This is a genomic window from Candidatus Hydrogenedentota bacterium, assembly GCA_012730045.1.
Lineage (GTDB): Bacteria > Hydrogenedentota > Hydrogenedentia > Hydrogenedentales > CAITNO01 > JAAYBR01.
In genome coordinates, this window is record JAAYBR010000142.1 from 1 (window position 1) to 20,143 (window position 20,143).

Annotated in this window: 15 protein-coding genes; all 15 read right to left on the minus strand. The window is 69.9% G+C overall.

Features of this window, described 5'->3' with window-relative positions:
* Window positions 1-123 precede the first annotated feature (123 nt).
* Complete coding sequence (locus GXY15_15195; GenBank protein ID NLV42557.1) at window positions 124-1,455, minus strand: FAD-dependent oxidoreductase; 1,332 nt, start codon at window positions 1,453-1,455, stop codon at window positions 124-126.
* A gap of 22 nt (window positions 1,456-1,477) precedes the next feature.
* Window positions 1,478-2,698: a 2-hydroxyacyl-CoA dehydratase gene (locus GXY15_15200; GenBank protein ID NLV42558.1), complete on the minus strand. Its 1,221-nt coding sequence runs from the start codon at window positions 2,696-2,698 to the stop codon at window positions 1,478-1,480.
* A 46-nt stretch (window positions 2,699-2,744) separates the two neighbouring features.
* The gene (locus GXY15_15205; protein NLV42559.1) at window positions 2,745-3,536 is read right to left on the minus strand and encodes a 2-hydroxyglutaryl-CoA dehydratase; all 792 of its coding nucleotides are present in this window, start codon (window positions 3,534-3,536) and stop codon (window positions 2,745-2,747) included.
* The gene (locus tag GXY15_15210) at window positions 3,533-4,672 is read right to left on the minus strand and encodes a 2-hydroxyacyl-CoA dehydratase (protein ID NLV42560.1); all 1,140 of its coding nucleotides are present in this window, start codon (window positions 4,670-4,672) and stop codon (window positions 3,533-3,535) included. The genes GXY15_15205 and GXY15_15210 overlap by 4 nt, the downstream gene beginning before the upstream one ends.
* A 39-nt stretch (window positions 4,673-4,711) precedes the next feature.
* Window positions 4,712-5,971 carry an outer membrane protein assembly factor BamE gene (locus GXY15_15215; protein ID NLV42561.1) on the minus strand — a complete coding sequence of 420 codons (1,260 nt, stop codon included), beginning with the start codon at window positions 5,969-5,971 and terminating at the stop codon, window positions 4,712-4,714.
* 217 nt (window positions 5,972-6,188) lie between these two features.
* A complete protein-coding gene (locus tag GXY15_15220; protein ID NLV42562.1) occupies window positions 6,189-8,234 on the minus strand; it encodes a sodium-translocating pyrophosphatase in 2,046 nt (681 codons plus the stop codon).
* A gap of 93 nt (window positions 8,235-8,327) precedes the next feature.
* On the minus strand, window positions 8,328-9,038 hold the full coding sequence (rnc, locus tag GXY15_15225; GenBank protein NLV42563.1) for a ribonuclease III: 711 nt from the start codon (window positions 9,036-9,038) through the stop codon (window positions 8,328-8,330).
* Window positions 9,039-9,296: 258 nt separating this feature from the next.
* The gene (gene acpP / locus GXY15_15230) at window positions 9,297-9,542 is read right to left on the minus strand and encodes an acyl carrier protein (protein ID NLV42564.1); all 246 of its coding nucleotides are present in this window, start codon (window positions 9,540-9,542) and stop codon (window positions 9,297-9,299) included.
* Between the two features lie 172 nt (window positions 9,543-9,714).
* On the minus strand, window positions 9,715-11,280 hold the full coding sequence (locus GXY15_15235; protein ID NLV42565.1) for a hypothetical protein: 1,566 nt from the start codon (window positions 11,278-11,280) through the stop codon (window positions 9,715-9,717).
* 58 nt (window positions 11,281-11,338) lie between these two features.
* Complete coding sequence (locus GXY15_15240) at window positions 11,339-12,145, minus strand: methyltransferase domain-containing protein (protein NLV42566.1); 807 nt, start codon at window positions 12,143-12,145, stop codon at window positions 11,339-11,341.
* Window positions 12,146-12,152: 7 nt separating this feature from the next.
* Complete coding sequence (locus tag GXY15_15245) at window positions 12,153-14,990, minus strand: FAD-binding protein (protein NLV42567.1); 2,838 nt, start codon at window positions 14,988-14,990, stop codon at window positions 12,153-12,155.
* A gap of 32 nt (window positions 14,991-15,022) precedes the next feature.
* On the minus strand, window positions 15,023-16,579 hold the full coding sequence (locus GXY15_15250) for an Rne/Rng family ribonuclease (GenBank protein NLV42568.1): 1,557 nt from the start codon (window positions 16,577-16,579) through the stop codon (window positions 15,023-15,025).
* 35 nt (window positions 16,580-16,614) lie between these two features.
* Window positions 16,615-17,805 carry a rod shape-determining protein RodA gene (rodA, locus tag GXY15_15255; GenBank protein ID NLV42569.1) on the minus strand — a complete coding sequence of 397 codons (1,191 nt, stop codon included), beginning with the start codon at window positions 17,803-17,805 and terminating at the stop codon, window positions 16,615-16,617.
* 2 nt (window positions 17,806-17,807) lie between these two features.
* Window positions 17,808-19,742, minus strand: coding sequence for a penicillin-binding protein 2 (mrdA, locus tag GXY15_15260; protein NLV42570.1), 1,935 nt, complete (start codon window positions 19,740-19,742; stop codon window positions 17,808-17,810).
* 3 nt (window positions 19,743-19,745) lie between these two features.
* The coding region (gene mreD, locus GXY15_15265; protein NLV42571.1) for a rod shape-determining protein MreD at window positions 19,746-20,143 on the minus strand (398 nt) is incomplete at its 5' end.

Sequence of the window (20,143 nt, forward strand, 5' to 3'; positions counted from 1 at the left end):
ACCATTTGGTCCTGTATGCCCCCCCGCAGGAAACACCGCCACACGACACGCCCAGAAACGCCCGCATGGAACCACCTCAACATGGTCCGCTCAATTCAGCCTTTTGCCACGGGCTGCTAGACCCTAAACCCTAAGGTCCCCCCCGCGCTCCTCCACGGTCTTCCTTACGAGGGCGGGATCAAGTTCCGCTGGGGCGCAGTTTTTGGCGGCGCAGAGGGCGGCGGCGATGCCGGCGGCCTGGCCCATCATGGAGCAGGTGGTGCTGACGCGGGCGGAGGAGAGGGCGAGCTGGTCGGCGGAGAAGCAGCGGCCGGCCATGAGCAGGTTGCGCCCGTCGCGCGCGACGAGGCAGCCGTAGGGGATCTGGTAGGGCGGCACCTCGAGCTCGTCCTTGGGCAGGATGTAGGTGCGCTTGTCGTCGTCGGGCTTGTGGCCGTCGAGGTAGAAGGTGCCCATGGCGACGGCGTCGTCGAAGCGCCGTCCGGCGCGCAGGTCGTCCACGCGGAGCGTCTGGAGGCCCGTGATGCGGCAGCCCTCGCGGATGCCGATGATGGGCGAGCAGTGGTCGAGCCGCCAGGGCTTCCCCTCGACCCGCTGGTAGTAGTCCAGCACCTCCAGCATCCGGCGGCGCCCCCGGACCTCCGCCGCCGTGAGCGCCTCGGTGTCCGTGGAGTGGAACATGGGAATCTTCACCTTGAGCGCGTTGGCGCCGGGGCCGTCGGGCCACAGGCTGGTCATGGGCAGGTCCTCCTGGCGGCGGACCGGGTCGAACCAGCCCTCCGGCAGGCGGGGCCGCGTCTCGTCCGCCCCCACATGGCGCACGAAGAACATCATGGACATGGGCAGGGGCAGGCCGTCGCCCGCGCGCCCGCGCTCCACGGCGAAGCCTGCGGCGCGGGCCACGTCGCCGTCGCCGGAGCAGTCAATGACCAGGCGCGCGCGGACCGCCTCGGGGCCGGACTTCCCCGCGACGACGACCTCCGTGAGGACGCCGTCGCGGACCACGGCGTCCACGAAGCGGGTGTGCAGCAGCAGTTTCACGCCACGCCGCAGGAGCATCTCCTGGAGGACGACGGCGAGGATCTCGTAGTGGATGTTGGTGCCGTCGAGGGCGCCGAAGGCCGTGAGGTCGCGGACGATCTCGTCGAAGACCTCGCCCTGGCCCGTCATCTTGCCGCAGAAGTTCGCCACGCCCCCGGCGGTGAGGTCGCCGCCCGTGACGGCGAAGCGCTCCACCAGCACCACGCTCGCGCCGGACTTCGCCGCGGCGCACGCGGCGGAGACCCCCGCGATGCCGCCGCCGATGACCGCCACGTCCGCCGTGTGGCGCACGGGCAGCCGCCGCGACCACTCCACCGTGGCGGGGTCTGCTGGCGCGCCGTTTTCGGCGCGGGCCGCGCCCAGCGGGGCCATCGCGCCCGCGGCCAGCCCCCCGAGAAAGTGTCTGCGTTTCATGCGTGTGCTCCCCCCGCCGCGCTCACTTCCTGGCGTCGAGGGACTCCAGGAAGGCGTCAATGCGGGTGTTTGCCTGCCCGTCCGACCAGGTGCGCGTGTCGTTCATGTCCGCCTCCAGCATCAGCGTGGGTACGCCGTGCTTTTCCTCGAGGCGGCGGGCGAGCTCATACTGGCCGAAGGAGTAGGCGCGGCAGGACCGGTTCGAGTGCATGACAAAGCCGTCGAGGTGGAACTTCTCCACCATGCCGGCCAGGTCGCGCTCGCGGTACTCCAGGCCGTGGTTGATGTAGCCGCCGATGTAGGTGGCGGCGAAGCGGCGGAGGCGGTCGCCGCCGTAGATGTCCGGGGCCTGGTAGCAGAAGCTCTCCGGATAGGTCGAGACCACGAGCGCGGCGCCGCGCTCGCCGAAGCGGGTGGACAGCTCCTTGATCTTGTGCCAGATGGCGAGGTTGTCCCAGCCGAGGCGGTGCCTCTCGCCGGGCACGGCGGCGACGCCGTTGGCGACCCGCCCGTGGAGCTCCTCCAGGAGCTGCTCGTAGTACTCGATGCAGACCTGTGTGCCGCGCAGGGTGACGATGGGGCCCAGGTGGATGAAGGTGTCGAAGGAGTTCATGGGGGCGGGGCGGTGGGCGAGGAGTCCCTGGATCTGGCGCCAGAGGGCGGCGGCGCGCTCCGACAGGTCGAGCACCTCCTCGAACTTGTCGCGGTTGAAGGGCTTTCCGGTGGCGGCCGCGATGGCCTCCATGGCCTCCTCCATCTGGGCGGTCATGTAGTCCACGGCGTGCGGCTCGTCGTCCATCCCGTACTGGTAGGGCGCGTCAATGAAGATGAGCGGCACGTCCCAGATGCGCTGGAGCTCCTGGTACCACTTGGTGACGGTGCCGCAGATGTTGTTGCAGCAGAGGAGGAAATCCGGCTTCGGGAGGCCGCCGATGGGGCTGGTGCCCGTGAAGATCGCGCCGAGGTCCGTGCGCGCGTAGGAGCACAGGTCGCGGCAGAAGCCCCGGTCCTCCGCGGCCTCGCAGAGCGCGTCCGCCATGCGCGAGGCGCCCGCCATGGCGGCGTGGTTCTCCGGGTAGAGCGGGATCACGTCCATGGCGTAGAGCAGCTCCACGGGCGCGCCGCTGGTGATCCAGGCGAGCTTCTGGTCCGTGCCCTCGGCCATCTTCGCGCCCATGTAGTACATGGTCATGATTTCCTTCATGCGGGCGTAGGACTTCAGGGGGACGCGCTGCGTGCTCATGTGTCGCTCCTGTGCCGCGCGCGGGCGCGGCGGTTGTCTGGCCGTCTCAGGTCCGGGCGGCGGCGGTCTCCGCGGCGATCAGCGCCGCGCCGAGGGCGCCCATGGTCTGGGGGGACTCCGGCAGCTCCAGGGGGAGACCCAGGGCCTCCTCCAGGAAGCGCACGACCCCGCTGTTGAGGGCGACGCCGCCGGTCATGACGCAGGGGGCCTGCACGCGCACGCGCGCCGCGAGCGACCCCGCGCGGCCCGCCACGGCGCGGCACACGCCCGCCAGGATGTCCTCCACGGGGCGGTCCTGCGCGAGCAGCGAGATGACCTCGCTCTCGGCGAAGACGGTGCAGGTGGAGGAGAGTTTCGCGGGGTCGGCGCTGCGCAGGGCGCGCGGGCCGAACTCCGCCAGGGGGATCTCCAGCGTGCGGGCCATGACCTCCAGAAAGCGGCCCGTGCCCGCCGCGCACTTGTCGTTCATCTCAAAGCGGCGCACCGCGCCGTTCTCCAGGGCGATGGCCTTGGAGTCCTGCCCGCCGATGTCCACCACACCGCGGGCCTCCGGGAACACCGACGCCACGCCGCGCGCGTGGCAGGTGATCTCGGTCACCGCGCGGTCGCTGCCCGGCACCTTCCCGCGGCCGTAGCCCGTGGCGACGAGGCGGGCCACATCGCCGCGCGCCGCGCCCGCGGCGTGCAGGGCCGCGTCCAGCGCGCGGACGGCCGCGTCGGCCAGGCGCGCGCCGCTCGGCACGACGGCGCTCCCGCGCACGGCGCCCGCGGCGTCTGTGAGGACGGCCTTGGTGGTGGCGGAGCCCGCGTCCACCCCCGCGTAGAGGGGCGCGCTCATGCGCCGCCCCCCCCGCCGAGGGTCTCGAGGAAGGCCTGCACGCGGGTGGTGAGCTGCTCCGGGGGCGTCTGGTGCTGCTCGACGAAGACGGTGACCGAGGGGATGCCGGCATCGGCCAGGCACTTGTCCGCGCGGGGATGGTCAAAGGCCATGGGGTCGCAGAAACTGGTCATGAGGAAGACGACGCCGTCGGCGTTCGCGTTGCGCGCCATCTCCACGAGCTGCCGCCCGGGGTCGTGCCCCGGCTTGTGGAAGGCGGGGCAGGGGCGGCGGGACAGGTAGTTCTCCATGATCAGGTCGAGCGGGTCGTTTCCGTCCGCGTCGGGCAGCTCAAAGGAGCGCGACCCCACGCAGAGGTCGTCGCCCACGATGACGCAGCCGGCGCGCTCGATGGCGTCGGCGAAGTCGCACTGCTGGCACATGCTCCCGGCGACGAGGATGCGCGGGAGTCCTTCGGCATAGGGGGCCCCGGCCTCCTGGGCGAGCGTGTCCAGCAGCGGCTCCAGCAGGGCGAGGTGGTCCGCCTTGTCCATGAGCATGGACGAGAGGACCACGCGGAAGGCGCCGGCCCCGGACAGGAGGCCGGGGTTCATGCGGCGCAGGGCGTAGAGGCGGCGCATGGCGGCCTGGTGGGCCATGCGCAGGCGGACGCTGGACAGGAGGGCCGCGTCGCTCACGGGGCCCGCGAGCTGCTCCACCATGCCGCGGACGCGCTCCAGGTCGGCGCGGAAGTAGCGCCGCGCGGCCGCGCCCTCGAGGCGCGACGGGAGCGAGGTGACCATGACGGGCACGGGGCCGCGCCAGAGGTCGGCCACGTTCTGCATGGTGTCGCAGGTGTGGGCGAACACGGCGACGGAGAGGAAGTCGTACTCGCCCGAGCGCGACGCGTGGAGCGCGCTGCGCGCGAAACTGCACGCGTAGGGCTGGAGCACCTCGTCCGCGCGCCCGGTCCCGCCGCAGTGGCCGAAGACGCGCACGGGCAGGTAGCCTGCGGCGTGGAAAATCTCCTGGGGGGAGTAGGAGCAGAAGAATCCCGCCACGGGGCGGCCCCCGGCGGCGGCCCTCCGCGCGGTCGCGTAATAGTCCGCGCACACCGCGGCGAAGGGTTCCATGAGCAGTGCGGTCCGGTCGGGCATGTCATTCTCTCCCTGTGGCGCGCCCTCCTTCGGGGCGGTTTATCGCCGTGGACGTCTTGGTTCCGGGCGGTCGGTGCCCTTGTTCAGGACCCGGACGTCGTAGCTGTCCCCCGCGAGGAAGACGTCCATGTCCGTGAGCCATTGACTGATGGAGATGGTGCCGCCCCGGTGCAGGGTGTGCGGGTCGTCCTCGTAGATGAAGTAGACCACGTAGTTGCCCCGGTTCACTTTTACGGAGCGGCTGCCGCCGGGGGGGACGGTCATCCGGGTGCCGCCCTCGTCCGAGACGATGGCCACGTCGGCCTCCGCGGCGGCGGTGTTTGTCACCCGGATTTCGTAGGACCCCTCGCGCAGGCGGTGGGAAGTCTTGGGCAGCTGCGCTTTCGGCTTGTACGAGCGGCCCGCGTTCGGGTCGCCGCTTTCCGCCTCCCGCTGGCGGCGGCTGCCGCCGCTCACGCGGACCCGGGGCGGCCGCTCCGCCGAAATGGAGGTGGAGACCGGCCGCGGGGCGGGGGCCTCCCGGAGGTCCGCCTCCTCCGCGGGGAGCGGCTCTTCGACGGCTTCCGGGGCGGGTTCGGCGGCGGCGGGGGCCTCCTCCACGACGGGCTGTCCCTGCTGGACGAAGGATCCGCTCTTGCGGACCAGTTTTCCGTCCTCAAACCGCGCGGTCACGCTGGAGCCCTGTCCGTCGCTCCACCGGTAGATGGCGACGGTCTTTTCGTCCGTCGGCTCCGTCAGGGGCTGCCCCTCGGCGCCCAGCACCTCCAGCACCTCCTGGAGTGTCATGCCCTCGCGGACCTGTTCAAACAGCTCCCGGTCCACCACCATGTCCTCGTCCGACACCTTGGGCCGGTCGTTCTCCGGGTCAATCACGGTCTTGCGGGAAAGGCGGCCGTCCTCGAAACGCGCGAGAAAACTCATCCCCTTCTCGTTCCAGCGGTAGACCGCGTTGTTTCCCCTGGCTCCGGCGATCAGCACCGTTGGCTGCCCGATCACCTCGGAGATTTCCTGCATCGTCATGCCTTCTTGAACCTGCTGCAGCGCCTCCAGGGTCAGCGCGGGCGCCGGGTTGGCCTGTGCGGCGGGGGGCGGGGCCGTGTCGGGCGCCGGGGCCGGGCTGGCCGGACTCTGCGCGGGGGAGGGGAGGGGGGAGGCCGGTGTCTGGGCCGTCGGCACGGGCGCGGGGCCTGTGGGGCTCTGGGCGGCGGGGGCGGCCCCCTTTCCGGGCTGCGCCCCCCCGCAGGAGGAGAAGCAGCCGGGAACCGTCAGCAGGGCCGCGGCCGCGGACAGAAACAGCACTCTCCCGCAAAGCCGGAAGCCTGGGAGCGTGTCATGCCTCATCGCGCGTGTTCCTTCGGTCGGGGCCGCCGTCGGCCACCCCCCTAGTATCCAATGCGGCGCGCGGATTTGCAAGCCCGAAGGGCGGAAATCCGGCGGGCGCGCCCCCGCCAAACAGAACGCGCCCCCGCCGCCGGAGGGCGACAGGGGCGCGAAAGACGCCCGGAGGGAGCGCGGATCACATGGCCGCGAAGAGCGGGGCCAGCACCAGCGCGATCACGCACATGAGCTTGATGAGGATGTTGATGGACGGGCCGACGGTGTCCTTCATCGGGTCGCCGCAGGTGTCGCCGACCACGGCGGCCTTGTGGGCGTCGGAGCCCTTGCCGCCGAAGTGGCCTTCCTCGATGTACTTCTTGGCGTTGTCCATCGCGCCGCCGGAGTTGGCCATCTGGATGCCCACCATGACGCCGGTGGCGATGGCGCCGACCAGCATGCCCGCGAGGCCCGCGGGGCCCATGGCAAGCCCCATGATGACCGGGGCGACAATGGCGAGGGCGCCGGGAAGCAGCATGCCGGTGATGGCGCCCTGGGTGGCGATGGTGACGCACGTGGTGCTGTCGGGCAACACGCCCTCTTTGCCTTCGCGCAGGCCGGGGATTTCACGGAACTGGCGGCGGACTTCCTGGATCATGGTGTCCGCGCACTTGCCCACGGCGCGGAACAGCATGGAGGAGAAGAAGTAGGGGAGCATGGCGCCGATCAGGATGCCGCCGAGAATCTTCGGATTGTCAAGGGAGATGTCCGTGATCTTGGCGGAGAGGATGAACGCGCTCAGGAGGCCGATGGCCGCGTACGCCGCGGAGCCGATGGCGAAGCCCTTGCCGATGGCCGCCGTGGTGTTGCCCACCGCGTCCAGGTTGTCGGTGATCTTGCGGACCTTCGGGTCCATGTGCGCCATTTCGGCGATGCCGCCCGCGTTGTCCGCGATCGGGCCGTAGGCGTCCACCGCCACGACCATGCCCGTCGTGGCCAGCATGCCGAGGGCCGCAATGGCCACGCCGTACACGCCCGCCACATGGTAGGCGAGGATCACCGCAAGGCCCAGCACCAGCACCGGCGCGCCGGTGGAGGCCATGCCGACCGCCGTGCCCTCGGTGACCGCGATGGCCGGGCCGGTCTGGCACCGCTCGGCAAGCCGCTGCACCGGCTTGTAGCTGCCGGAGGTGAAGTACTCGCTGACGAAGCCGACCACGCCGCCGGAGACCACGCCGATGACGCAGGCGTGGGCCGGGCCGTAGGCGCTGTACGCGACGCCGTCAAGCGTGAACCCCGAACCCTTCAGGAAGGCATAGACATACACGCCGCCCGCGGCGAGCAGCGCGCTCACGTAGGTGCCCATCATCAGGGCGCTCTGCGGGTTGCTCTTGGCGAAAATCTTGACGTACATCACGCCCACGATGGAGGCGAGAATGCCGATGGCCGCCGTCCAGAACGGGAACGCGCGGATGTAGTCCGGGAAGTCCGGGCCCATCTGCGTGGACACGACCGCCGCCACGGCCAGCGCCGCGATGATGGACTCGACATAGGACTCGAGCAGGTCGGCGCCCAGGCCGGCCACGTCGCCCACGTTGTCGCCCACGTTGTCCGCGATCACGCCGGGGTTGCGCGGATCGTCCTCGGGGATGCCCGCCTCGACCTTGCCCACCAGGTCCGCGCCCATGTCGGCGCCCTTGGTGAAAATGCCGCCGCCGGAGCGGGCGAACAGCGCGACCAGCGACGCGCCCATGGCGTAGCCGTTGACGATGTTCGGGTCGCCGTTGAACATCTTGTACACGATCACGAGGCCCAGCATGGCGATGCCGACCACGCCCATGCCCATGACCGCGCCGCCGGAGATGGCGATGTCCAGCGCGGCCTTCACGCCGCCGGACTCGGCCGCCGCCGCCGTGCGCGCGTTGGAGCGCGTGGCGATGTACATGCCCAGAATGCCCGCGAGGCAGCTCGCGACGGCGCCGCAGTAGAACGCCACGCCCGTCATCCAGTTAAGGCCGAACTCGGGCTTCGCGAAACCCATGGCGCAGAAGAGGACGAAGATGACGGTCACGAAGCTGAAGACCCACTGGTATTCCTTCTTCAGGAACGCCGCCGCGCCCTTCTGTATCTCGCTGGACAGGAATGCCATCCGCTCGGTGCCCTGCGGCTTGCCCAGCACATAGCGGGCGAGATACGCCACGAAAAGCAGCGCCGCCACGGCGCACAACCCAGACGCTTTCAAGAACATGTCAAATCTCCTTCCGGTTGGGAACCACACACTGTCTGTTGAAAAAACACACGCAACCCGCCGTCCCCGGCGGGGTCATCTTGTCGCCGTCCGTCATGCGGGCTCCGCGCCCGCCGTCCGCAGCGCCTCGCACGCCGCCCGCTGCGCCGCCTCCTTCTTGGACCGGCCGCACCCCCTGCCGGCGGCGCAGCCGTTCACGAAAACCTCGATCTCAAACTCCTTGCAGTGGTCCGGTCCTTCGGCGGAAACCACCTCGAAGCGCGGCAGGCCCAGCCCCGCCGCCTGGCAGTGCTCCTGCAGGCGCGACTTGTAGTCCGACGCCTGCCCGGCCGCCCCGGCGCGCGTGAACTCCGCGCGGAACACCCGCCTCACCAGCGCCTCCGCCGCCCGCCAGCCCCGGTCCAGATACACGGCCCCGATCAGGGCCTCCATGCAGTCCGCCAGCAGGGAAACCCGCTGCCGCCCGCCGGAAATCTCCTCGCCGCGCCCCAGCAGGATCAGGGGCGCAATGTCGAGCGCCTCCGCCACCCGCGCCACCGTTTCCCGGTTGACCATGCCGGCCCGCATGCGGCTGTACTCGCCCGGTGTCTTTCCCGGAACCTTGTCCACAAAATGGTGGGCCGCCGCCAGCCCCAGCACCGCGTCTCCCAAAAACTCCAGGGACTCGTAGTCCCCCCCGCCGCCTTGCACCTCCGCCACGCGCGAGGCATGGGTGAACGCCTGTTCGTACAGCGACAGATTGCGGGGAGATACGCCCAGCCGCGCCGCAAAGCCGCGCAGCTGCGCCTCCCGTTCCGGCGTCACGCCGGACTCTTGGACGGACTCATCCATATCGTGTGTTTGGGAGATGCGCAAAACCGGGGAAATAGTAGCGAGTTCCGGGGTGTGAATGCAATTTTCTGCCATCTGCGCGCCTGAAACCCCGTTTTTCAGGGGTTTCAGGCCCGTTTTTCGCAGTATGCACCTGCGGTGCCGCGGAACCGCGCATCTGCCCCCCGAACAAAACAGCGCGCCCGGGCTGTCCTGTCCAAACGGCGAAAAGCCCGGGCGCGTTCGAATCGCTCAGTTGCCGCCCATCTTTCCCTTGATGTACTTGATGGCGTCGCCCACCGTTTCAATCTGGTTGGCGTCGTCGTCAATCTCCAAGCCGAACTCCTCCTCGAGGGCCATGATGATTTCGGTCTGGTCCAGCGAGTCCGCATTGAGGGTGTTGCGAAGGTTGGCCTCCTCCGTGATCTCCTCCAGTTTCCGGTTCAACCGGTCCGCAATGATTTCCTTGACCTTCAGGATGATCGCATCGTCTGTCATGGCTGGGTTCCTTTTCGTTTGCCGCACGGTCCACTGTGCGGAGTGACTTCCGGTGTATGCCTTTCGCGCGGCGGCTGCCCTGCAACACCGCCCGCCGTCTTCACTCATTCGGGAAAAGTATGTCACCGCCGGACGAAGCAAGTCAAATTGTTTGCCGTCAAACGGTTCGTCCTCAGGGGGCCGCCACCCCGGCGGTGTCCAGGGCGTCCAGCACCCGGACCAGTCCCGGGGAGACGGCGTAGTAGGCGTCCACCGCCTTTCGCCCGCCCGGGGAAGCGGCCAGAATCTTGTCACGGAAGGCCCGCAACCGCGCGGCGGCGGCGCTCGACGAGCCGAATATGCGCGAGAGGAAACAGCCGGAGGCGTTGTCAGAGGGCGTGCATTCCGCCCCCTCCACGAGATGACAGGCGATGTGCGGGAAGAAGCGCGGGAAGGAACCGTAGTTGTCAAAGTTGCGCTCCGGCCGCCCGCAGGTGTGGACGTTTCCGTTGCTCAGCATGCCGGTGAGGCGGTGCTGGTTGGAACGGTTCAGCAGGCCCGATCCCGAAGAGCCGCCCTCCGTGACACCCTCCAGCCAGTTGACGCGGATCTGGTCCTCATACGCTGTGGTGCACAGAAGATCGGTGCATTCATCGTGGCTGGGGTTCACCACGACTCCCCGGCAGGTCTTGAGCGGGGTGCCCGCGGGGTAATGAAACCCCCGCACCTCGTCCCCCGCAACGGGGTCTGACGAGTCCCATCCGGCCCATGCGCGGCCATAGGCCCCGACCGGCGCGGCGTCCAGCAGCAGAAGTTTTCCGTCGTAGGTGCCCGTGTCCGCGAGAAACGCCTCGCAGCCGCTCCGGGGAAGCCCGTCCACCTCCGGCGCCGTGCCGTCCGGGGCGCAGGTGCCGGTGCGGTAGTCCCAGAAGACATCCACGCCCCCCGGCCGGATGAAAGCCCCCTCAAAACAGTGGTGGGCCGTGATGAACAGGGGCTTCAGGTCGGGGGTGCCCGCGCGGTTGAGCAGGGTGCCCGAGCACTGCGCCTGCCCCAGGCCGGTGGCGATGATCAGAATGCCCTCGCCCGTGGAGATTTCCCACGCCGCCGGGTCGGTCTCGCAGTCGGCGGGGGCGGGGCAGGGGTCGGCCTTTTCCGCCTTCTCTGTGAAGAAGGTGAAGAAATGCGACACCGCCTCCACATGCAGGGGCGGCAGGGCACCGTCGGGCGATTCCAGCACGAGCACGGCCTCTTCGCCGGAAACGGTGGGCAGCCACAGGCCGTGGACATCGGCGTCGGCCGCGGTGTAGGGGCCATGGACGCGGCCGCCGGCCGCGTTGGTCACAAAAAGCGTCTGGCCGGGGCTGAAACCGCCGACATCCACCCGCAGACGGACCGCCAGCGCCCCCGCGCTCGCGATGCCCGCGACAAAACGCGTGGTTTCCCCGTCGCGCTGCCCGGCGCCAAACAGTTCATGGGCGTCCAGCCCCAGGGCGACGCCCTCGGCCACCTGCAAGGCGCCCTTTTCCGCCGCCGCCGCCTTGAGCGCCGCGTTCTTTCCCTGGAACGCCGTCACCACGCGCACGGGCCGCGCCGGTGTGAGCAGGTCTTGGACCAGCTCCGGGGGCAGGGGGTGGCGCTGCGCCTCCAGCAGGTCCAGATCGGCCTTTGCCGGGGGAAGATAGACATAGTCCGCGTGTTCCGCGAAGGCAACACCCGCGAGGAGCGCGGCCGCCAGCATCCAGCATGACTTGCTCATGTGATCACCCGGTCCTCTCGTGTCGGATGCCCCCCGGGATGCCCCAGCCCCCCGCATTTTACCCCAAACCCTTCTCGCACCGCAGGTACAGGTCGTTTCCGAAAAGCGCCAGCAGCGGGCGGCGCGCGCACACGCCGGTTGCCAGCCGTACGAGCGGATGGGATGCGAGTTTCCGCGTGACCCGGTAATCGGCCCCCCGCAGGAGGTCCGGGTCCACCCACACCCGCAGTCCGGCGCGGGGCAGCCCGGCCTCCGCAGCGGCGCGCCGCAGTTCGCCCGGGGTGTACTCGTGCAGGTGCACGCGGTCCATGACGGCAAACTGCCCGTCCACGTCGCGCGCCGTGTCCGGCGCCATGCGCCGCAGCAGGGGCCGGGCCAGCGGCCACACGATGGTCCGGAAATGCCGGTTGGGCGTGGTGTGGGCCAGCAGGAAACCGCCCGGCTTAAGGACACGCCACATTTCGCGCAGCAGGAGCACGCCGCCCTCGCGGTCCTGGTGCTCCAGAATGTCCCCCGCAAACACCCGGTCGAAGGTCGCTCCGGCGAAGGGGAGCCGCATGGCGTCGCCCCGGACCAGCGCGGTGCCGGGCGCGGTGTTGCGTGCAATGCGGCAGGCGGCGGGCGAGTAGTCGAGCCCGAACGTGTGCGCGCCGGTCTCCGCCACCGCGCGGAGCAGGTCGCCCCGCGCGAAGCCGATGTCGAGCACGGCCATGCCGGGCGCGGGCGCCAGCAGGGCGAGGTGCTTGGCGCGCAGGGCGGACAGTTCGCCCCTGCGGTGGGCCTCATAGCCCTCGATCGCCTCGCTGAGGTAATAGGCGTCGTCGTAGACGTCCGGGGGAAGCGTGTGCTGCGGGCGCGCGGTCATGGCCGCCTCACGCGAGGCGGCCGGCGAGCCACTCCGCAAAATGCAGGGGCTTCCGGTCCGTCAGATGGGTAACCTGCTGGCGGCAGCTCGTGCCCGACACGATCAGCGCCGTGTCCGCGGGCAGCGCGTTGATCATCCGCACCAGCGGCTCCGCCACCTTCACCGAGAGGGCGTACTTGTCCTTCATCGCGCCGAAGGCCCCGGCCATGCCGCAGCACCCCGAGTCCAGCAGGGAGGCCTCCGTGCCCGGCACGCGGCCCGCCGCGCGGAGGATCACCGCCGGGTCCGACACGGCCTTGGCGTGGCAGTGGACATGCACGGCCGCGCGCGCGGGCGCGCCGGAGAAACGCAGCGCGTCCGGCGACTCCGCCAGCAGGCGGTCCGCAAACTCCTCAAAGAGGACGCAGCGCGCGGCGGTCTCCTCCGCGCCCGCAACGCCCAGCTCGCGGTAGTCCTCGCGGAACATGGAGAGGCAGGAAGGCTCCAGGAAGAGCACCGGCGCGCCGGAGCCGCGCAGCGCGGCGAGGTTCCGTTCGCCGAAGCGCCGGGCCACGTCGAGACAGCCCATGCTGAACGCGGGCCGCCCGCAGCAGGCGTGGCCCTGGATTAGGCGCGGCGCGAAGCCCGCCGCCTCCAGCACGCGCACGGCGGCTTTCCCGATTTCCGGCTCGTAGTGCCGCACGAAGCAGTCGTCCCACAGGAGCACCTCGCCGCGCGGGGCCTGGCGTGCGCCGCCAGTCCGGGCGTGGAACCACCGGTCAAAGCGCTCCGCCGCGAATGCCGGCAGCGGGCGCTCCGCGCTGATGCCCAGCATCCGCTCGGCGGCGAGGCGCGCGGGCCGCCACCGCTGGAGTGCGTTGGCCGCGCCCGGCGCGAGGCTGCACAGTTCGCCGAGCAGGTCCACGCGGCTGAACACCCGCGCGGCCAGGGGCACCCCGTGGCGGCGGTGGCGGGCGTGGAGCAGCTCCGCCTTGAGCAGCGGCAGGTTCACGTTCGACGGGCACTCGCCCGCGCAGGCGCGGCACGACAGGCAGTTGCTGACGGCCTGCTCCAGCTCGTCGGAGAGGAGCGGCCCGTCCGGCGGGGAAATGCGCCCCTCCAGCACGGCACGGATGATGGTGGCGCGCCCCCGCGTGCTCATGATTTCCTCGCCCGTCGCCTGGAAGGTGGGGCACATGGTTGGCCCGTCCTTGCGGCAGCCGCCGCAGCCGTTGCACTGGTCGAGGTTCCCCTGGAACGACTTGTCCTTCGCGGCGAAGGCCAGTTCGGGGTCGAAGGGCAGGGGAGGGGTGTCCCCCTCCCAGCGCAGGCGCGTGTCAAAACGGCACGATCCGTCGTCAATGATCTTGCCCGGGTTCAGCAGGTTCCCGGGGTCGAAGGCCTTCTTGATTTCGCGCATGAGCGCGGAGAGCTCCGGGCCAATCTGGTCCGCGACAAACTCCGTGCGCGCGATGCCCACGCCGTGCTCCCCGGCGAGGGAGCCGCGGAAACTCCGGCACAGGGCGGCGACCTCCTCCGCGAACATGCGGTACTTCGCGCGGTCCCCCGGCGTGCGCAGGTTGAGCACGGGCCGCACATGCAGCAGCCCGGCCCCGGCGTGCCCGTAGAACGACGCCTCGACTTCGGCGCGGGCGAAGAGGGCGCGCAGCGCCGCCGTGTATTCCGGCAGGCGCGCGGCGGGGACGCACACGTCCTCGATGCCGGGGACCGGCTTCGCCAGGCCCGGGCGGCCGGTCAGCAGGGAGAGCCCCGCCTTGCGCAGGCCCCACACCATCGCCATCTCCGCCGCGTTCGCGCAGACCTTTTTTCGCACGCCGGGGAACCGTTGCGCGAGCTCCGCCAGGCAGTCCCCCTCGTTTCCGTAGAACTCGACCATGAGAAAGATGCGGCAGGGCTTCGCGTCCAGCTCCAGGAAATCGCGGGCCGGCTGGAAGGCGCGCTGGCCCCGCGTCTGGTCGAAGAGCACGTCGTCCACGTATTCGATGGCCACCGGCGCGAGGGCCTGGAGGGCCGCCGCCGTGTCAAAGGACTCGGCGGGGTCGTCAAAGAAGAGGATCGCCAGCCCCTTGCCCTTCGGCAGGGGGGTGACCCGCAGGGTCGCCGAAAAGACGAGGCCCAGGGTGCCCTCGCTGCCGCCGATGATCTTGGACCAGTCGGGGCCGCCCGCCCCATGCGCCCGCACATACCGGTCGAGGCCGTAGGCGGGCCAGCGCTTGCAGATGCCGTCGTGGAAGCGCTCCCGGATAATGTCCGTCCGCGCCAGAATCGCCGCGTCGAGGCCCGCCGCCCCGCCGAGCGGCAGCGGCGCTCCCGGGCCAAGCGTCACCACGGTGCCGTCCGCCAGGATTGTCTCCACGGAGACCGTGTGGTCCACCGTGGTGCCGTAGACCGGCGCGCGCGCGCCGGAGGAGTTGTTGCCGAGCATGCCGCCCACGGTGGCGCGCGAGCTGGTGGCCACATCCGGGCCGAATGTCACCCCCATCGGCTGGAGGAAGGCGTTGAGCTGGTCGAGCACCACCCCCGCCTGCACCGTGACCGTCCCTGCCTCCGCGTTGTATCCGAGAATGGCCCGGTTGTGCCGGGCCAGGTCCGCCACGATGCCGTTCCCCAGCGCCCCGCCCGTCAGCCCGCTGCCCGCGCCGCGGGCGGTCAGGGGCACGCCGGCCTCCGCGGCGGCGCGCACGAGGGCGGCCGTTTCCGCCGCGCTGCGGGGGAACGCGACGGCGGCGGGCTCAACGCGGTACACCGACGCGTCGGTGGCGTAAAGGGCGCGGGTCAGGGGGTCGCGGCGCAGTTCGCATCCCGAGGCGCGGGCGATGCCGTCGCATTTCCTGTCAATGTCCATGAAGCGTCGGGTTCTCCTGGTTCGCGGGGCGGTCAGTCCGCCTCCGTGTCGCCCATGCCGAGGTTCTCCACCTTGATCTCCACCCGCCCCTTCTCGCGCAGCAGGCGCGCCTCGTGGATGTGGAAGCCCTCGGCGGCCTCCACCTGGAGGCTGCGGTCGAACTTGGCGAGCAGCTCGTCGAGCTGGGGGCGGTTCTCCGTGTTCAGGCGGCGCGCCACGTCGGGGTGCACCTGGAGGATGAGCTGCCGCTCCTTCGTGCGGCAGAAGAGCCCGGTGAGCTGGCGCATGACGTCAAAGGTCATGGTGGTGACGCTGCGGACCATGCCGCTGCCCTCGCAGTAGGGGCAGGGCTGCGAGAGCGCCTTGAGCAGGTTGTGCTTCACGCGCTTGCGCGTCATCTCGATCATGCCCAGCTCACTCACCTCGCTCACGGTGAACTTGGCCCGGTCGCGCTTCAGCGCCTCGGCGAATTTCTTCATCAGCGTCCGCCGGTTGGCATGGGACTCCATGTCTATGAAGTCAATGACGATGATGCCGCCGAGGTCGCGCAGGCGCACCTGGCGCGCCACCTCCTCCGCCGCCTCCAGGTTCGTCTGGAACACCGTGTCCTCCAGGCCCTTCTTTCCCGTGAAGCGGCCCGTGTTCACGTCAATGGCGATCAGGGCCTCCGTCTGGTCTATGCAGAGGTAGCCCCCGCTCTTCAGGTAGACCTTGCGCCGCAGCGCCTTGGTGATCTCGTCCTCGATCCCCAGCTTCTCAAACAGCGGCAGGCGGCCGGCCTGGAACTTCGCCCGGGGCTTGAGGTGCGGCGAGTAATGCTCCAGGAAGCTGCATATCCGCGCGTGCTCCATCTCGTCGTCCACGACCAGTTTCTCAAACTCGTCGCTGAACAGGTCGCGCACGGCGCGCAGGATGACCCCCAGGTCCTCGCGCAGCAGGGCGGGGCCCTTCGCGGTGTCGAACTTCGTGCGCACGGCCTCCCAGGTGTCCTTGAGGTACTGGATGTCCTTCTCGAAGGCCTCGCGGCTCTTGCCCTCGCCCGCCGTGCGGCTGATGAGCCCCAGCCCCTCCGGCTTCAGCTCCTTCATGAGCTTGCGGATGCGGTCCCGCTCCGCCTGCCCGTCTATCTTGCGCGAGATGCCCAGCGTCTTCACCGTCGGCATCAGCACCAGGAAGCGCCCCGGCAGGGTGATGAAGTTGGACAGGCGCGGCCCCTTCGTGCCCAGGCGGTCCTTGAGGACCTGCACCATGATGTACTGGTCCTTCTTCAGCATGGTCTCGATGGGCTGCTGGCGCGCGCGCTTCGCCCGCGTTTTCGCGCGGGGCACCCCGTCCACCAGCTCGATGTCCCCGGTGCCCTCGGCGCCCGCGATGTCCGACACGTACAGGAAGCCGTTCTTCTCCGTGCCGATGTCTATGAAGGCCGCCTGGATCCCCGGAAGCACCGCGTCCACGCGTCCCCGGTAGATGTTGCCGACGATGCTGCGGTTTTCCTCGCGCTCGACCATGAGCTCGGCGAGGCGCCCGTCCTCCAGCACGGCGATGCGCGTCTCGAGGGGGTTCACATTGATGGCGAGATGTTTCTTCATTTCTTGGTCCGTTTTTCGCGCGCGCGCGTCCGCGCTCAGCCGACGGCGAGGCCAGGGCCGCGCGCGCGCACGTTGAACAGCAGGCCCACGCCCGCCATGGTGGTCATGTAGAAGTTCCCGCCGTAGCTGAGGAACGGCAGGGGGATGCCCGTGACCGGCAGCAGGCCGGCCGTGATGGCTATATTAACAAAAACGTGGAAGGCGAGGACCGTCACGGTGCCCGCGGCCAGCAGCGTGCCGGTCATCTCCGGGCAGTCGCGGGCGAACATGAGCCCCCGGAGCAGGAACAGGAGGAAGACGGCGATGACGGACACGGAGCCCACAAACCCGAACTCCTCGGCGAGGAGCGAGTAGATGAAATCGGTGTGGTGCTCGGGCAGGTAGTTGAGCCGCGTCTGCGTGCCCTTCAGGAACCCCTTGCCCGCGATGCCGCCGCTGCCCACGGTGATCCGGCTCTGCATGGTCTGCCAGCCGCTGCCCTCGGGGTCGTGCTCCGGGTGGAGGAAGGTGTAGATGCGCTGCTTCTGGTAGTGCTTCAACTCGAAGAACACCCTGGGCTCCGCCGGCTTTTCGGGGTCAAACCCGCTCATCTGCCACCAGAGCGCGGGGAACACCGACAGCCCGATGAGGACCACGAGGAGAAGGTGGCGGATGCGGCAGCCCGCCACGAAGAGCATCACCAGCACCAGCGGCCCCATGCAGGCGGCCGTGCCGAGGTTGGGCTGCTTCAGGATGAGGCCCATGGGCAGGACGGTCAGCAGGAGCGCCAGGACGAACCAGGGAAACCTCCGGATGCGCGGCCCCAGGCGGGACAGGTACCACGTGAGGAACAGCACCATGATGAGCTTGGACAGCTCGGAGGGCTGGAGCCGCGCGGGCCCCAGCACGAGCCAGCGCTCGCTGCCCTTGGCCTCCGTGCCGAAGAAGAGCACCAGCACCAGCGTCAGGAGGGCGGCGGCGTAGAGCAGCGGCGCCGTGGCGACGATGAAGCGGTAGTCGAAGCAGGCGATGAACAGGGCCGCGCCGCTTCCCGCCAGGAAGTAGGCCATCTGCCGCTTGAAATAAATGATGTCGCTGCTGCGGCTGGCGCTGTACAGCAGGGTGAACCCCACCGCCGCCAGCAGCAGCGTGGCCAGCGTCAGAAACCAGTCCACCCGCCTGAGCGCGCGCCAGTCGAAGACGCGCACGCTGATGTCCTGGTACTGGATGAGGGGGTTCCCGTGCATGGTCACTCCTCCGCGGCCGGGGCGGGGGCGGGCGGTTCCGGCCCGCGCTCGCCGTAGAAATAGCTGATCACGTCCTTCGCGTGGGGCGCGGCCACCGAGCTCCCGTGGTGCCCGTGCTCAATCAGGATGCACAGGGCGATGCGCGGCTCACGGTCGAGCACGCCCGCGACAAACCACGCGTGGTCGCGCATGTGCCAGGGGATGTCCTCCTCCGTCGCGTACTGCTCGTGGTGCGCCAGCGACATCACCTGGGCCGAGCCCGTCTTGCCGATGATGTCGAAGCCGGGCATGAACGCCGCGTGCCCCGTGCCCGTCGGCGGCGGGGGCCCGTCCTCCACGCAGCGCCGCAGCCCCGCGCGCACGGTCTCTATGGTGGCCTCGCTGAACATCGGGTCGGAGACCAGCGGCCCCGTCTCCTGGGCGAGGAAGGGGCGCACGCGCCGCCCGCCGTTGACGATGCCGGCCATCATGACGGCGTTCTGCAGCGGCGTGGTGCAGGCGCTGCCCTGGCCGATGCTGAGGTTGACCGTGTCGCCGTTGTACCATTTCCGGTCCCACTCCTGCTTGTCGGCGAACACCCGCTGCTTCCACTCGCGGTCGGGGATCAGCCCCGCCGCCTCCCCGGGCAGGTCCAGCCCGGTGGGCTCCCCCAGCCCCATGGCGTGGGACCACTTGGATATCTTGTCCACCCCGAGCTTGAGCCCCACATTGTAGAAGTACACATCGCAGGAGAACGCGAGGGCCTCGTCCACCGAGGCCGTGCCGTGGCCCGAGCGCTTCCAGCAGTGCCAGTAGCGGCTGGCGCCGTCCAGCGCGAAGCGGCCCGGGCAGAAGAAGGTGCTCGACGGGGTCACCAGGCCCTCCTCGAGGGCGGCCGCCGCCAGCACGATCTTGAACACGGACCCCGGCGGGTACACCTCGCGGAAGGCCCGGTGCGACATCCGGTTGGGCTTCGTTCCCGACAGCAGCTCCGCCCGCTCCTCGTTGTGGCCCCGGGTCACGAAGACCCCCGGGTCGTAGCCGGGGCTGCTCGCCATGGCGAGCACGCCCCCCGTGTCCGCCTCCAGCACGACAACGGCGCCCACCTCGCCCCGCAGCAGCTCCTCGCACCGGCGCTGGAGCCCCAGATCCAGCGTGAGGTGGAGCGCCCCGCCGGATTTCGGGCGCACGGGGGGCGCCTCCACGTCGAGCAGGTGCCCCCGCGTGTCCCGCCGGGCGATGTACGGGCGCCCTGTTCTGTCCGTGCGCAGCTGCGGCTGGCCCGACGCGTACTTGGTCACCAGCATGTAGCCGTCCTGCCCGTGCAGCACCTTCTCATACTGCCGCTCCAGGCCGTCCTTGCCCACGAGGTCCCCCAGCTTGTACCCCTCCTCGCGCCAGCCCTCCAGCTCCGTGTCGTTGATCTCCCCCAGAAATCCCAGCAGCTGCCCCGCCGTTTCGCCGTAGTGGTAGCGCCGCTGCGGGCGCACCACCGTCGAGAGGCCCGGCAGCGCGTGCTGGTGCTCCTCCACCCGCACGAAGTCCGCGCGCGTCAGGTCGCGCTTGAGGATGATCTGGGTGAACGGCGCCCCCCGGAGGTCCGCCACGCGTTTCAGCAGCCCTTCCGGGTCCACCCCGATCAGCTCGCAGATTTTCGCCGCCACCTCCCCCAGCCGTTCCTTGGGGCATTCCCCCGGCACGAAGACCGCGTCCGCGCAGGCCCGGTTGTCCGCGAGGATTTCCCCGTTCGCAGCGCAGATGACGCCCCGGTCCGCCGTCAGCCGCTTCTGCGACACGCGGTTCTGGTCGGCCATGCGGGCAAACTCGTTCAGGTTCACCACCTGGAGCCACCAGAACTGCGCCCAGAGCAGGGCCATGGCCAGCGTGAGGCCCACGCCGATCCACTGGACGCGGCCCTCCACCCCCTCGTAACGCTGGGGTTCGTTCCGTGACGGCATGGCTCAGCCCAGTTCCCGGGTGAACGCGTCCCGCTCCGGACGCCCCCACACCGCGTCCAGGAGCATGAGGACGATGGGCGTCACCAGGGCCGTGTAAAAGGCCGAGGGCACCGTCACCGCGCCCAGGGGGTAGAGCAGCCCCAGGCCCGGCTGCTGCACGTACTGGATCAGCGTGAAAAGCGCCCCCTGCACCAGGGCGCCGGTGAAGACAAAACCCGCCTTCACCGCCGCGTGCTCCGTCACGAGGCGGGTCGAAAGGCGCCCGACGAGGAAGCCCACCAGCACGTAGCACAGCACATGGTGCCCCAGCACGGAGCCCACGGCGATGTCCTGGTAGAGCCCCCCGATGACGCCGGTGAGCATGGCGCGCTCCTCGCCCTCGTGGATGGCGAAGAACACCA

Excerpts from the sequence above, each read along its gene's own strand:
- mrdA (NLV42570.1), bottom strand. The coding sequence starts at position 19,742 with ATGCCGTCACGGAACGAACCCCAGCGTTACGAGGGGGTGGAGGGCCGC.
- rodA (NLV42569.1), bottom strand. The coding sequence starts at position 17,805 with ATGCACGGGAACCCCCTCATCCAGTACCAGGACATCAGCGTGCGCGTC.
- acpP (NLV42564.1), bottom strand. The coding sequence starts at position 9,542 with ATGACAGACGATGCGATCATCCTGAAGGTCAAGGAAATCATTGCGGAC.
- GXY15_15250 (NLV42568.1), bottom strand. The coding sequence starts at position 16,579 with ATGAAGAAACATCTCGCCATCAATGTGAACCCCCTCGAGACGCGCATC.
- GXY15_15235 (NLV42565.1), bottom strand. The coding sequence starts at position 11,280 with ATGAGCAAGTCATGCTGGATGCTGGCGGCCGCGCTCCTCGCGGGTGTT.
- GXY15_15245 (NLV42567.1), bottom strand. The coding sequence starts at position 14,990 with ATGGACATTGACAGGAAATGCGACGGCATCGCCCGCGCCTCGGGATGC.
- GXY15_15210 (NLV42560.1), bottom strand. The coding sequence starts at position 4,672 with ATGCCCGACCGGACCGCACTGCTCATGGAACCCTTCGCCGCGGTGTGC.
- GXY15_15240 (NLV42566.1), bottom strand. The coding sequence starts at position 12,145 with ATGACCGCGCGCCCGCAGCACACGCTTCCCCCGGACGTCTACGACGAC.
- GXY15_15195 (NLV42557.1), bottom strand. The coding sequence starts at position 1,455 with ATGAAACGCAGACACTTTCTCGGGGGGCTGGCCGCGGGCGCGATGGCC.
- GXY15_15200 (NLV42558.1), bottom strand. The coding sequence starts at position 2,698 with ATGAGCACGCAGCGCGTCCCCCTGAAGTCCTACGCCCGCATGAAGGAA.
- GXY15_15205 (NLV42559.1), bottom strand. The coding sequence starts at position 3,536 with ATGAGCGCGCCCCTCTACGCGGGGGTGGACGCGGGCTCCGCCACCACC.
- GXY15_15220 (NLV42562.1), bottom strand. The coding sequence starts at position 8,234 with ATGTTCTTGAAAGCGTCTGGGTTGTGCGCCGTGGCGGCGCTGCTTTTC.